This is a genomic window from Streptomyces sp. NPDC050508 (genome assembly GCF_040655155.1).
Lineage (GTDB): Bacteria > Actinomycetota > Actinomycetes > Streptomycetales > Streptomycetaceae > Streptomyces.
The window spans coordinates 59889-72385 of record NZ_JBFAJJ010000034.1; the positions used below are offsets into that span (position 1 = coordinate 59889).

Consider the following 12497-nt stretch of genomic DNA (forward strand, 5'->3'; position numbering starts at 1 on the left):
GCTCGAACCGCTGAGGGTCCCCCTCCGAACTCCGTACGAAAAATGCCGTACGGGCGAGGAGGGCTGTCGGGTCGGAGCCGATCGGGCCACCGACCGGGCATCCTCATTCGTGCGGCCCGGCGAATACTCGGCGGGCGCATTACCACCATACCCCGGAATCACGCACATGCGTTGGCCGATTTGGTCACGTAGTCGTCGTCACACTCATTGACCAGGGACTTCCGCCGTGCTGTGAGCGGGCTATTGTGCGCTTCATGACGACCGCTGACAACGCCTCCGACGCGCCCGCCGAACCCACCGGAGTCGCCGCCCAGGAGTGGGCGACGGCCGCCGCCGACCCGCAGTACCGCAACGCGGTGGTGGACCTGCTCGGCGCGCTCGCGTACGGCGAGCTGGCGGCGTTCGAGCGGCTCGCGGAGGACGCCAAGCTGGCGCCGACGCTCGCCGACAAGGCGGAGCTGGCGAAGATGGCGTCGGCCGAGTTCCACCACTTCGAGCAGCTCAGGGACCGGCTGACGGAGATCGGGGCCGAGCCGACGGAGGCGATGCAGCCGTTCGTCGCCGCGCTCGACGGCTTCCACAAGCAGACGGCGCCCTCGGACTGGCTGGAAGGGCTCGTCAAGGCGTACGTCGGCGACTCGATCGCCAGCGACTTCTACCGCGAGGTCGCCGCCCGCCTCGACGGGGACTCCCGCTCGCTCGTGCTCGGGGTTCTCGACGACACCGGGCACGCCAGTTTCGCCGTGGAAAAGGTGCGTGCGGCGATCGACGCGGACCCGCGCGTGGGGGGCCGACTCGCCCTGTGGGCACGGCGGTTGATGGGTGAGGCGCTGTCGCAGTCCCAGCGGGTGGTCGCCGACCGGGACGCCCTGTCGACGATGCTGGTGGGTGGCGTGGCGGACGGCTTCGACCTCGCCGAGGTCGGCCGGATGTTCTCCCGGATCACCGAGGCGCACACCAAGCGGATGGCGGCCCTGGGGCTCGCCGCCTAACCAGGGTTATGCGGGGGCGGACCGTCCCCGGAGTCGCCTCGCGGGTCGAAGGAGCAGCGAGAGCGAGGCGGCCGAGACGACCGCCGCGCCGAGCAGGCTCGGCAGGCCGCTGCCGGGGCCCAGCGCGCTGTGGGTGACGAAGTCACCGAAAAGGGCTCCGGCGACACCCGTGGAGAAGACCAGGGCGCGGGCCGGCAGACGGTCCGCGAGCCGGTGGGTGGCCGCCCATGCGAGCAGCAGACCCAGCACAGCGGAGCCGAGCGCTTCCAGGATCATCACGGGGGTCCCTCCCACGGCCGGCGTCGTTGTGCGGTCGTAGCCGGTCATACCCGTGACCTGCGGAATGCAATCCTCACCTGTGGGTGACTTGTGCTCCATCTGTGGTGGAAACGCGAGGGGGCCCGGTGACCTTCTCGGTCACCGGGCCCCCTCGTCCGTGCGTGACTACAGCGCGCCGAAGCCCACCTTGCGCGGGGCCGCCTCGCCGAGCTCGACGTAGGCGAGCCGGTCGGCAGGGACGAGGACCTTGCGGCCGTGCTCGTCCACCAGGCTCAGCAGCGGCGACTTCCCGGTCAGCGCCTCGGCCACGGCCTGCTCGACCTCCTCGGCGCTCTGACCGGTCTCCAGAACGATCTCGCGAGGCGTGTGCAGCACGCCGATCTTGACCTCCACGGCTATGTCCCTCCGACGGTCAGCAAAGTGCGCGATCTTCCGCGCCGTACGCAGCACACATTAGCCCGGTGAGGGGACGTACATGGTCAGCGCGGGAACGCCAGGAGCGAACAGCTCCCGGGAACAAACGGCGGTCGGCGGCCGTCAGTGGTGCTGTTCGTTTCCGTGCAGCGGGAAACCGGCGATGCCGCGCCACGCCAGCGAGGCCAGCAACTGGACCGCCTGGTCGCGCGGGACACTGCGGTCGCTGTGCAGCCAGGAGCGGGCGACGACCTGGGCGAGGCCGCCCAGACCCGAGGCCAGCAGCATCGACTCGGCCCGTGACAGGCCGGTGTCCTCGGCGATGACGTCGCAGATCGCAACGGCGCACTCGTGCGTCACCTTGTCGACGCGCTCGCGCACGGCCGGCTCGTTCGTCAGGTCCGACTCGAAGACCAGCCGGAAGGCGCCGCCGTCGTCCTCGACGTAGGCGAAGTACGCGTCCATCGTCGCCCGGACGCGCTGCTTGTTGTCGGACGTCGACGCGAGCGCGGTCTGCACCGCCTGGATCAGCGACTCGCAGTGCTGGTCGAGGAGGGCGAGGTACAGGTCGAGCTTGCCCGGGAAGTGCTGGTAGAGGACCGGCTTGCTGACGCCGGCGCGCTCGGCGATGTCGTCCATCGCGGCCGCGTGGTACCCCTGCGCGACGAAGACCTCCTGGGCGGCGCCCAGGAGCTGGTTCCGTCGGGCACGGCGCGGCAGGCGGGTGCCCCGCGGGCGCGCCGCCTCTGTCTGCTCGATGGCTGTCACGCCGCCTCCCAATGTCGTCCTCATGCGGTGAGCGCCGCGCCGCCATCGTACTTTTCGGTAACCGTGGTGTGCGCGGTGCGAGCGCAGAATTTCACGGACCGGACGGTGACGAAAGCCGCGCAAAGTGTTTCGAAGGGGTATGGAGCGGGCAGGAGCGCGTGCTTCGGCGCCCCTTTCCGGCTCGGTGAGGACAGCGGTGACAGCGGGGTTGTCAGCGATAGTCGTCCTCGTCGATGGAGACGACCCGGGCCTGTTCGATGACGTCGGCCTCGTTCGCGGAGTCCGGGTGCACGCCGGTCAGTGGGACGTCGCGATCGGGTGTCACCTCGGCCAACTGCTCGGCGGCGTCGCCCTCGGGGGCTTCGACATCGAGCTCGGCGGCGTCGTTCTCGTCCTCGAAGGTCTCGGGGTCGGTGGGGTCGACGGCCATTGCGGGCTCCCTTCCTAGTACGTCCCTGTGTACGTCCCTGTGCGTATGCGACGAAGCAGGGGGCCACATACGGGTGCCCTGTCTACGAGCCTAGGAGACACCCGATCCGCACGCCATGCGATGTGCGTGGCATGCGTTCGCCGTCTGTGACGGCGAACACACGAGCCACTGCGTGATCGTCTCGTAACATTGCCGCATGTCTTCGACAGAGCTGCCCTCCGTGTCGGTCGCCGCCGTACTTCCGAAAGCGGCGCCCGTCAGGGTCGGCGACGGCGAGCGGCTCAGGTCGGTCGGGCTGCCGGGGATCACCCTCACGGTGCGGTCGAGGCCGCCGGTGCACGAAGGACTGCCGCCCGCGCTGTACGTCCACGGGCTCGGCGGTTCCTCGCAGAACTGGTCGCTGCTCATGGCCGAGCTCGACGGCCTGGTCGACAGCGAGGCCCTGGACCTGCCGGGCTTCGGCGACTCCCCGCCACCGGACGACGGCGACTACTCCGTCACGGGGCACGCGCGCGCGGTCATCCGTTACCTCGACGCGGCCGGACGCGGCCCGGTGCACCTCATCGGCAACTCGCTTGGCGGCGCGATCACGACCCGCGTGGCCGCGGTGCGCCCGGACCTCGTCCGCACGCTCACGCTGGTGTCCCCGGCCCTCCCGGAGATCCGCGTCCAGCGCACGGCGGTGCCGACGGCACTGCTGGGCGTACCGGGAGTGGCCTCACTGTTCACCCGCGTCAGCAGGGACTGGACGGCCGAGCAGCGCGTCCGCGGCGTCATGGGCCTCTGCTACGGCGATCCCGGCCGGGTGACCCCGGAGGAGTTCCACCACGCGGTCGAGGAACTGGAACGGCGCCTCCAACTGCCGTACTTCTGGGACGTGATGGCCCGCTCCTCACGAGGCGTCGTGAACGCGTACACCCTGGGCGGCCAACACGGCCTCTGGCGCCAGGCCGAGCGCGTCCTCGCACCGACCCTGCTCATCTACGGCCGCCGCGACCAACTGGTCGGCTACCGCATGGCCCAGCGAGCGGCCCGCGCCTTCCGCGACTCCCGACTGCTGTCCCTGCCGGACGCGGGACATGTCGCGATGATGGAGGACCCGGAGACGGTGGCCACCGCGTTTCGTGAACTTCTCGCGGATGCGGGGGAGTTGGGGAAATCGGCTCCGGCACGTGCCGCTACCGGTGCGGATGCGGTGAGCGGTCGTCGTGCGGTCGAGGCGGACGGCTTCGGCCGAGCCGGCCGGGGCGCCGCGCGGGGGGTCCGTGACGGCGGTTCGGTGAGTACGGTGGGCGACGGTGGCGGCGCTGCCGCGGGCGCCGGAGCTGGTTCCGGCACCGGAAGCGATGGCAAGGCCGACGATACGAACGCGGGGAGCTGAGGGGGCGACGTGGGACGCCATAGTCGCCGTAGGTCCACCGTCAAGGGTGACTCCTCGGATGTAGGCATAGGCACCGGCAAGGATGCTCGGGACGCTCAGGGGAGCCAGGGGGCTCAGCCTGGGGTGGGTCGGCAGGGTGCGGCCCGGGAAGGTGACCGGCCGGGGCAGCGTGCGGTGCCGGGGAGTCGTTCGGGGCCGGGTGCGGGTGCAGCCGGTTCCGGTGCCGGTGGAGGGGTTGGACAGCGGTCCGGGCCTGGGGTGATGCCCGGCCGGCCGCAGGCTTCGGCGGGCGGGAATTCGGGGTACGGGGCGTCGCGGTTGCCGGATGGAACCCCGGTTCACGGAATACCGCGGGTCGGGGATGGCTCGCCTGGGCGGGGCGTACCGCGTCCTCAGGGGGCGGCGTCCGTTCAAGGGGGGCCGCGGCTGCCGGACGGGACTCCCGCCCATGGCATACCGGGGTTCCCGGGTGGCATTCCGCCTCACGGCGTGCCGCGCTTCCAGGGGGCGCCGCCCGTGCAGGGTGGGCCGCGGTTCGCGGATGGGACGCCGGCCCACGGCGTGCCGCGTTTCCAGGGCCCGCCGCCTGCTCAGGCGGGTCCACGCCCCTCTGGTGAGGCCCCGACTCAAGGGGCACCGCGCTACTCCGGCGGTACTCCTGCGACGGGAGTCCCACGCTTCGCTGATGGCACCCCCGCGCGCGGTGTCCCGCGTCTGCCGGACGGCACCCCCGCGCGCGGTGTCCCGCGTCTGCCGGACGGCACCCCCGCGCGCGGTGTCCCGCTTTCGCCGGACGGAACGCCTGCTCACGGCTTTCCCAGGCTTCCGGACGGCACTCCGGCGCACGGCTTTCCCAGGCTTCCTGATGGGACTCCCGCCCACGGCGTGCCGCGACTGGCGGACGGGACTCCCGCCCACGGCGTGCCGCGACTGGCGGACGGGACTCCCGCCCACGGCGTGCCGCGACTGGCGGACGGGACTCCCGCGCACGGCACTTCTCGTCTCCCCGACGGCAGCCCTGTGCGTGGCACTCCTCGTTTCGCCGACGGCACCCCTGCGCACGGCACTCCCCGTCTCCCCGACGGCACCCCCGCGCACGGCTTCCCCCAGGCCCGTGCCGGACATCCCGAGCAGGCTGAATCCGGTGGTGGCTGGGGTGAGTTGAGGGGGCGGGCCGGTGTAGGACACGGCGGGCCGGGTGGGCCCCTCGGTGTTCCGCCAGGTGCGCCCGGCGGGCCTCAAGCCCCTGGCGTCGGTGTGCCCGGAGCCTCCGGTGCGGGCCCGGTGCTTCCCATTCCCCGGCAGCGGCAGGCCCCTCAGGGCGGGGCTCGGCGAGGCGGGCAGGGTGGCCGGGGGCCCCGGCAGGACTACGTCGACGCCTTCGAGCAGGACGACGACGTCTTCGCGCCCCGGACAGGTGTCGCGACGCATCCCTCCGACCCGTATGCCTCCGTCACGGACTGGACCCCCGAGAGCGACACCGAGGCCGACACCGACGGCGAAGGCGCGCCTCCCGCCGACCGCGACCGGCCCGGATCCGACTCCGCGTCCGTTCCCGCCAAGGGCGGCAAGGGGCGCGCCTACACCGGCATCGCGGCCGCCGCCGTCACCACCGTGCTGGCCGTCATCGTGGCCGGACAGGTCGCCCGGGACGGTGACAACGGCGGCGTGCGGTCGGAGGCGGCCACCGACCAGGCCCGCGACGTACGGGGGAGCGCCTCCCCGCAGTCCAGCCCCTCCGCCTCTCCCCGGCTGGCGACCCTGACGTACGCGCAGAAGATGGACAAGAAGTACCCGCTCGGCGCCAAGCTCAAGGGCCCGGACAAGTTCGACGCGGTGCCCGGTGTCGACAAGGCGCCCGGCAAGGGGCGCAAGTACACGTACCGCGTGGACGTGGAGCAGGGGCTCGGGCTCGACGGCGCGCTCTTCGCCGAGGCCGTGCAGAAGACGCTGAACGACAAGCGGAGTTGGGCCCACAACGGGGCCCGTACCTTCGAGCGGATCTACACCGGCAAACCGGACTTCGTGATCACCCTCGCGAGCCCTGGTACTACTGCCAAGTGGTGTGCCAAGTCAGGTCTGGACACCACCGAGGACAACGTGTCGTGCGACTCGGCCTCCACCGAACGCGTGATGATCAATGCGTATCGATGGGCGCAGGGGTCGTCAACATATGGGGACAAGATGTACGCGTATCGACAGATGTTGATCAACCATGAAGTCGGTCATCGTCTCGGCTACGGGCACGTCACCTGCGACAAGGACGGCGAGTTGGCGCCGGTCATGCAGCAGCAGACCAAGTTCCTCGACCACGACGGGATCCACTGTCTGGCGAACCCCTGGCCGTACCCGGGCAGTTGACGGGCGACGCTTATGTCACATTGACACGAGCCGCAACTTCCTTCATATTTTTGGGCATGTGGTCTAGTCATGTTCCGAACCGCGCCGCCATCGAGCTGGCGCTCATCGGCGTGACCCCGCTCTGCGTGGCCGACATTCTCTGTCGCTGAACACCGCCTCTGGCGTTCGTGTCGCGACCCGCACCACCGCGCCCTTGCCCGTGTGACCTTGGCAGGGCTTTTTCGACGACCTGACGCCGGGGCAGACGGCTGTTCACTTCCGTCTCACTCCTCGTCCATCTGTCTCACTATTCGAGAGATCTGCGGGAGATCTGCGCGAGAACCGCGAGAACCGCGAGAGATCCTCGAAAGTCCCCCCGAGAGGTCGTCATTCCGATGCGTCAACCGTCCGTCATAGCCCGGCGCGTGGCCGTGGCATCCGTCAGCCTGGCCGTGGCAGCGGGTGCCGCCGCCTGCGGGCCGAAGGACAACGATGCCAACGGCTCAAGTGGCGACTCCACGCCGCACAAGGGCGGCACGCTCACGGTCCTGAACTCCAACCCCCAGGAGGACTTCGACCCGGCGCGCCTGTACACCTCCGGCGGCGGCAACGTCCCCTCCCTCGTCTTCCGTACGCTCACCACCCGCAACCGCGAGAACGGCGCGGCCGGCGCCAAGGTCGTCCCGGACCTGGCCACCGACACCGGGCGCCCCAACAAGGACGCGACCGTCTGGACGTACACCCTGAAGAAGGGCCTCAAGTACGAGGACGGCACCGCGATCACCTCGGCCGACATCAAGTACGGCATCGAGCGCTCCTTCGCCCCCGAACTCTCCGGCGGCGCGCCCTACTTGCGGGACTGGCTGGTCGGCGCGGCCGACTACCAGGGGCCGTACAAGGACAAGAAGGGGCTCAGCGCCATTGAGACTCCCGACAGCCGGACCATCGTCTTCCATCTGAACAAGCCCGAGGGCGAGTTCCCCTACCTCGCCACGCAGACGCAGTTCACGCCCGTCCCGAAGGGGAAGGACACCGGGACGAAGTACGAGGAGCACCCGGTCTCGTCCGGCCCGTACAAGGTCGTCAGCAACCAGAACGACGGTGAGACGCTCGTCCTGGAGCGCAACAAGTACTGGTCCACGGCCACGGACGCCGAGCGCAAGGCCTACCCGGACAAGATCGACGTGAAGTCGGGGCTCGACTCGTCCGTGATCAACCAGCGGTTGTCTTCGTCCCAGGGTGCGGACGCCGCTGCCGTGACGACGGACACCAACCTCGGTCCTGCCGAGCTCGCCAAGGTGACCGGCGACAAGGAGCTCGCGGCGCGCGTCGGCACCGGGCACTTCGGTTACACGAACTACATCGCGTTCAACCCGACGGTCGCGCCGTTCAACAACGTCAAGGTGCGGCAGGCCATCTCGTACGCCATCGACCGGTCGTCGGTCGTGAACGCGGCGGGCGGTTCGTCGCTGGCCGAGGCCGCGACCACCTTCCTGCCGAACCAGAAGTCCTTCGGCTACGACCCCTACGATCTCTTCCCGGCGGGCGCGTCCGGCAACGCGGCGAAGGCCAAGGCGCTGCTGAAGGAGGCCGGTTACCCGAAGGGGATCACCGTCACCCTGACGCACTCCAACGACAAGGACTTCGAGACCAGCCCGGAGATCGCGACCGCGATCCAGGACGCGCTCAAGAAGGCCGGCATCACCGTCAAGCTGCAGGGCCTGGAGATCAACGACTACAAGGACAAGATCCACAGCGTCAAGACCGAGCCGGGCTTCTTCCTCGCCCACTGGGGTGCCGACTGGCCCTCCGGCGGTCCCTTCCTCGCCCCGATCTTCGACGGCCGCCAGATCGTCAAGGACGGCGCGAACTTCAACTCCGGCCTGCTCAATGACAAGTCGGTCAATGCCGAGATTGACGCGATCAACAAGTTGACCGATCTTGACGCTGCCGCCAAGAGGTGGGGTGCACTGGACAAGAAGATCGGCGAGCAGGCGCTGACTGTGCCGCTGTTCCACCCCGTCTACAAGCGGCTGGTCGGCAAGGACATTAAGAACGTCGTGATCAGCGACTGGACCGGCGTCCTGGACATCTCCCAGGTCGCGGTCAAGTAACCCCATGAGCGAGGCACTTGTCGCCTCCCAGGCCGCCGGGGCGGACGTCTCCGTCCCGGCGGCCTCGGGGGCCCGTCAGTTCTGGCGGCGGCTGCGTGCGCAGCGCGCCGCCCTCGTCGCGGCGGTCGTCGTCGCCCTGCTCGTCCTGGTCGCCCTCGCCGCGCCGCTCCTCACCGCGATCGAGGGCCAGGACCCCTTCACCTACCACCCCTCGCTCATCGACTCCGCGCGCGGCGGCGTGCCGACCGGCTCCTTCGGGGGCATCGGCGCCGACCACTGGCTGGGCGTCGAACCGCAGACCGGCCGTGACCTGTTCGCCCGGCTCGCGTACGGCGCCCGGGTCTCCCTCGGCGTCGCGCTCGGGGCGACCGTCGTGCAGGTCTTCATCGGAGTCGTGATCGGCGTCGCCGCCGCACTCGGCAGTCGATGGGTTGATCAACTGTTGAGCCGGATCACCGAGATCATCATTGCGATGCCGTTGATGATCATGTCGTTGGCGCTGCTCGCCATCGTCCCCAGCAGCTTCCCGCGCCCCCTGCTCGTCGCGCTCATCATCGGCCTGATCGCCTGGGGCAACGTCGCGAAGATCGTCCGCGCCCAGACGCTCACTCTCAAGGAACTCGACTACGTCTCCGCCGCGAGGCTCAGCGGCTGGGGTACGTGGCGGATCGCCCGCCGCGAACTGCTCCCCGGTCTTGCCGCGCCCGTCATCACCTACGCGGCGCTCCTCGTCCCGATCAACATCACCGTCGAGGCCGCGCTGTCCTTCCTCGGTGTCGGTGTGAAGCCGCCGACGCCCTCCTGGGGACAGATGCTCACCGCCGCCGACGTCTGGTACCAGGCGGCCCCGCAGTACCTGCTGCTGCCCGCCGGCGCTCTCTTCGTCACCGTCCTGGCGCTGACCGTCCTCGGCGACGGCATCCGCACGGCCCTCGACCCGCGCGCGGCATCCCGCCTGCGGATCGGCACCGGCCGCAAGCGGGAGGCCAAGGCGGACGCGAACTCGAAGAAGGAGGCCAAGTCGTGAGCGGCTTCGGAGGCTTCGTCCTGCGCCGCGGCGTCGGCACCGTGATCACCCTGCTCGCCATCTCGGTGATCGTCTACGTCGTCTTCTTCGTCACTCCCGGCAACGTCGCCCAGATCACCTGCGGTCCGCGCTGCTCCCCGGAGCAAGTGCACCAGGTCGCCCAGCAGTTGAGGCTCGACGACCCGCTGTACCTCCGCTACTGGCACTTCCTCCAGGGCATCCTCGTCGGCCAGGACTACTCCACGGGCACCTCGGTGGAGCACTGCTCGGCGCCTTGCCTGGGGCTGTCGTACCAGGGTGACCAGCAGGTCACCCAGCTGATCCTGGCGAAGCTGCCGGTCAGTCTGTCGCTCGTGTTCGGGGCGATGGTGCTGTGGCTGATCCTGGGGGTCGGCACGGGCATCCTGTCCGCGTGGCGGCGCGGCCGGTTCACCGAGCGTCTGCTGACCGGCATCACCCTCGCGGGCGTCGCCACCCCGGTGTTCGTGATCGGTCTGGTGCTGATGATCGTCGTCTGCGGGCAGCTCCAACTGCTGCCCTTCCCGCAGTACGTCGGCCTCACCGACGACCCCGAACAGTGGGCCTGGAACCTGCTGTTGCCCTGGCTCTCCCTGGCCCTCATCGAGGCCGCGACGTTCGCCCGGCTCACCCGGGCGTCGATGCTGGAGACGCTCGCCGAGGACCACATCCGCACCTTCCGCGCGTACGGCGTCGGTGAACGGTCGATCATCGGGCGGCACGCGCTGCGCGGGGCGTTCGCGCCGATCATCGCGCTCAACGCGAACAACGTCGGCTCGGCGGTCGGCGGCGCCGTGCTCACCGAAACGCTCTTCGGACTGCCCGGCATCGGACAGGAACTCGTCCATGCCGTCAATGTCGTCGACCTTCCGGTGGTCGTCGGCATGGTCCTGGTCATCGGCTTCTTCGTGGTCATCGCCAACGCCGTCGCGGACGTGCTGTACGCGGTGGCCGACCGACGGGTGGTGCTCGCATGAGCTTGGTGGAAGTCACCGACCTGACGGTCGGGTTCGGGTCGCTGCGCGCCGTCGACGGCCTCTCCTTCCGGCTGGAGAAGGGCGCCGCACTGGGCCTGGTCGGCGAGTCCGGCTCGGGCAAGTCCACGGTCGCCTCGGCCCTGTTGGGGCTGCACCGCGGCACAGGGGCCGACGTCGGCGGCTCGGTGCGCGTGGCCGGCATCGACGTACAGGAGGCGTCCGACGCGGACCTGCGACAGCTGCGCGGCGGCAAGGCCGCGATGGTCTTCCAGGACCCGCTGTCGTCCCTGGACCCGTACTACGCGATCGGCGACCAGATCGCCGAGGTCTACCGGGTGCACGCGCGCGTGTCGCGTCGGGTGGCACGCGCGCGTGGCGTCGAGGTGCTGGACCGGGTCGGAATTCCGGACGCACCACGGCGATCCCGTTCGCGCCCGCACGAGTTCAGCGGCGGTATGCGGCAACGCGCCCTCATCGCGATGGCGTTGGCCTGCGAGCCGGACCTGCTGATCGCCGACGAGCCCACGACCGCGCTCGACGTGACCGTCCAGGCCCAGATCCTCGACCTGTTGCACACACTCCGCGAGGAGACCGGCCTTGGGCTGCTGCTCGTCACGCACGACGTGGGTGTCGCCGCCGAGAGCGTCGACGAGATCCTGGTCATGCGGCACGGGCGGGCCGTCGAGCACGGACCGGTGGGCGCGGTCCTCGGGGCGCCGACCGAGACGTACACCCGGGACCTGCTCGGCGCGGTCCCGCGCGTGGACGCGCCGCGCGCGCTCTCGGAGGCGCCCTCAGCGCCCGCGGAGGTCGTCCTGGAGGCGACGGGCCTACGGCGTGAATTCGGGCGCGGGAAGCGGGCGTTCGCGGCCGTGGACGACGTGTCGCTGACGATCCACCGGGGCGAGACCCTCGGCATCGTGGGCGAGAGCGGCAGCGGCAAGACGACACTCGGCCGGATGCTGGTCGGGCTGCTGCAGCCGACGGCGGGCGAGATCAAGCCCGGCGGCGGCGTACGCCCCGACGTCCAGATGGTCTTCCAGGACCCCGTCTCCTCCCTCAATCCCCGCCGCAGTGTGGGCGAGTCGATCGCCGACCCGCTACGCGCGCGTGGCGAGCGCGACGAGCAGCGCATCCGGGGGCGCGTACGCGAACTGCTGGAGCGCGTGGGGCTCGAAGGGGCGCACTACGACCGCTACCCGCACGAGTTCAGCGGTGGCCAGCGCCAGCGCGTGGGCATCGCACGGGCGCTCGCGGCCGACCCGCGCGTGATCGTGTGCGACGAGCCCGTCTCCGCGCTCGACGTCACCACACAGGCCCAGGTCGTCGCCCTGCTCGGCGAACTCCAGCGCGAACTCGGCCTCGCGCTCGTGTTCGTCGCCCACGACCTCGCCGTCGTGCGCCAGGTCAGCGACCGGGTCGCGGTGATGCGACGCGGGAGGATCGTTGAACAAGGCCCCGCCGACCAGGTCTACGACGCACCCCGGGACCCGTACACGAAGCAGCTCCTGGCCGCCGTACCGGCCCTCGATCCGCAGGTCGCGGCCCAGCGCAGGGCGGCCCGACGGGAGTTGGCAACGGCGTGACACACCGGCCTGTCGGCATGAGGGGACGGCCCGTTCGGGCATGACGATCCGTGCGCGATTGATCTCCTAGCGCGACGGAACGCGACCCGCACGGGAAAGTTACGACCGTTCACCCCTTTTGGTGGCGCGATGGCACGGCGGACGGCGAGGCGCCCTCAGGAAGCCCGGCGA

Annotated in this window: 12 protein-coding genes; 8 read left to right on the top strand and 4 right to left on the bottom strand. The window is 70.3% G+C overall.

What is annotated here, in order from left to right; all coding sequences use genetic code 11:
• Positions 1-254: 254 nt before the first annotated feature.
• Positions 255-992 carry a ferritin-like fold-containing protein gene (locus AB0I69_RS47230; RefSeq protein WP_363102031.1) on the top strand — a complete coding sequence of 246 codons (738 nt, stop codon included), beginning with the start codon at positions 255-257 and terminating at the stop codon, positions 990-992.
• A 6-nt stretch (positions 993-998) separates the two neighbouring features.
• On the opposite strand, the gene AB0I69_RS47235 is transcribed toward AB0I69_RS47230, so the two are convergent.
• The 4 genes from AB0I69_RS47235 to AB0I69_RS47250 form a co-directional block, all read right to left on the bottom strand.
• The gene (locus AB0I69_RS47235) at positions 999-1268 is read right to left on the bottom strand and encodes a hypothetical protein (protein WP_363102043.1); all 270 of its coding nucleotides are present in this window, start codon (positions 1266-1268) and stop codon (positions 999-1001) included.
• Positions 1269-1436: 168 nt separating this feature from the next.
• Positions 1437-1664, bottom strand: coding sequence for a DUF3107 domain-containing protein (locus tag AB0I69_RS47240; protein ID WP_352180739.1), 228 nt, complete (start codon positions 1662-1664; stop codon positions 1437-1439).
• Between the two features lie 144 nt (positions 1665-1808).
• Positions 1809-2453, bottom strand: coding sequence for a TetR/AcrR family transcriptional regulator (locus AB0I69_RS47245; RefSeq protein WP_363102032.1), 645 nt, complete (start codon positions 2451-2453; stop codon positions 1809-1811).
• Between the two features lie 211 nt (positions 2454-2664).
• On the bottom strand, positions 2665-2883 hold the full coding sequence (locus AB0I69_RS47250) for a hypothetical protein (RefSeq protein ID WP_363102033.1): 219 nt from the start codon (positions 2881-2883) through the stop codon (positions 2665-2667).
• Positions 2884-3079: 196 nt separating this feature from the next.
• Between AB0I69_RS47250 and AB0I69_RS47255 the strand changes: the two genes are divergently transcribed.
• From AB0I69_RS47255 to AB0I69_RS47285, 7 genes are all read left to right on the top strand, one after another.
• A complete protein-coding gene (locus AB0I69_RS47255) occupies positions 3080-4264 on the top strand; it encodes an alpha/beta hydrolase (protein WP_363102034.1) in 1185 nt (394 codons plus the stop codon).
• An 885-nt stretch (positions 4265-5149) separates the two neighbouring features.
• A complete protein-coding gene (locus AB0I69_RS47260; protein WP_363102035.1) occupies positions 5150-6625 on the top strand; it encodes a DUF3152 domain-containing protein in 1476 nt (491 codons plus the stop codon).
• A 56-nt stretch (positions 6626-6681) separates the two neighbouring features.
• Entirely contained in the window at positions 6682-6774 is a 93-nt protein-coding gene (locus tag AB0I69_RS47265; RefSeq protein WP_317773309.1) for an Ms4533A family Cys-rich leader peptide, read from the top strand.
• A 225-nt stretch (positions 6775-6999) separates the two neighbouring features.
• Positions 7000-8718 carry an ABC transporter substrate-binding protein gene (locus AB0I69_RS47270; RefSeq protein WP_363102036.1) on the top strand — a complete coding sequence of 573 codons (1719 nt, stop codon included), beginning with the start codon at positions 7000-7002 and terminating at the stop codon, positions 8716-8718.
• Between the two features lie 4 nt (positions 8719-8722).
• The gene (locus AB0I69_RS47275) at positions 8723-9745 is read left to right on the top strand and encodes an ABC transporter permease (RefSeq protein ID WP_363102037.1); all 1023 of its coding nucleotides are present in this window, start codon (positions 8723-8725) and stop codon (positions 9743-9745) included.
• Entirely contained in the window at positions 9742-10740 is a 999-nt protein-coding gene (locus AB0I69_RS47280) for an ABC transporter permease (RefSeq protein WP_363102038.1), read from the top strand. Before AB0I69_RS47275 ends, AB0I69_RS47280 begins: the two co-directional genes overlap by 4 nt.
• A complete protein-coding gene (locus AB0I69_RS47285) occupies positions 10737-12326 on the top strand; it encodes an ABC transporter ATP-binding protein (RefSeq protein WP_363102039.1) in 1590 nt (529 codons plus the stop codon). Before AB0I69_RS47280 ends, AB0I69_RS47285 begins: the two co-directional genes overlap by 4 nt.
• Positions 12327-12497 lie beyond the last annotated feature (171 nt).

Bases quoted from the DNA above. Each gene is read 5' to 3' on its own strand.
- AB0I69_RS47235 (WP_363102043.1), bottom strand. From the start codon at position 1,268: ATGATCCTGGAAGCGCTCGGCTCCGCTGTGCTGGGTCTGCTGCTCGCA.
- AB0I69_RS47250 (WP_363102033.1), bottom strand. From the start codon at position 2,883: ATGGCCGTCGACCCCACCGACCCCGAGACCTTCGAGGACGAGAACGAC.
- AB0I69_RS47275 (WP_363102037.1), top strand. From the start codon at position 8,723: ATGAGCGAGGCACTTGTCGCCTCCCAGGCCGCCGGGGCGGACGTCTCC.
- AB0I69_RS47255 (WP_363102034.1), top strand. From the start codon at position 3,080: ATGTCTTCGACAGAGCTGCCCTCCGTGTCGGTCGCCGCCGTACTTCCG.
- AB0I69_RS47265 (WP_317773309.1), top strand. From the start codon at position 6,682: ATGTGGTCTAGTCATGTTCCGAACCGCGCCGCCATCGAGCTGGCGCTC.
- AB0I69_RS47230 (WP_363102031.1), top strand. From the start codon at position 255: ATGACGACCGCTGACAACGCCTCCGACGCGCCCGCCGAACCCACCGGA.
- AB0I69_RS47270 (WP_363102036.1), top strand. From the start codon at position 7,000: ATGCGTCAACCGTCCGTCATAGCCCGGCGCGTGGCCGTGGCATCCGTC.
- AB0I69_RS47285 (WP_363102039.1), top strand. From the start codon at position 10,737: ATGAGCTTGGTGGAAGTCACCGACCTGACGGTCGGGTTCGGGTCGCTG.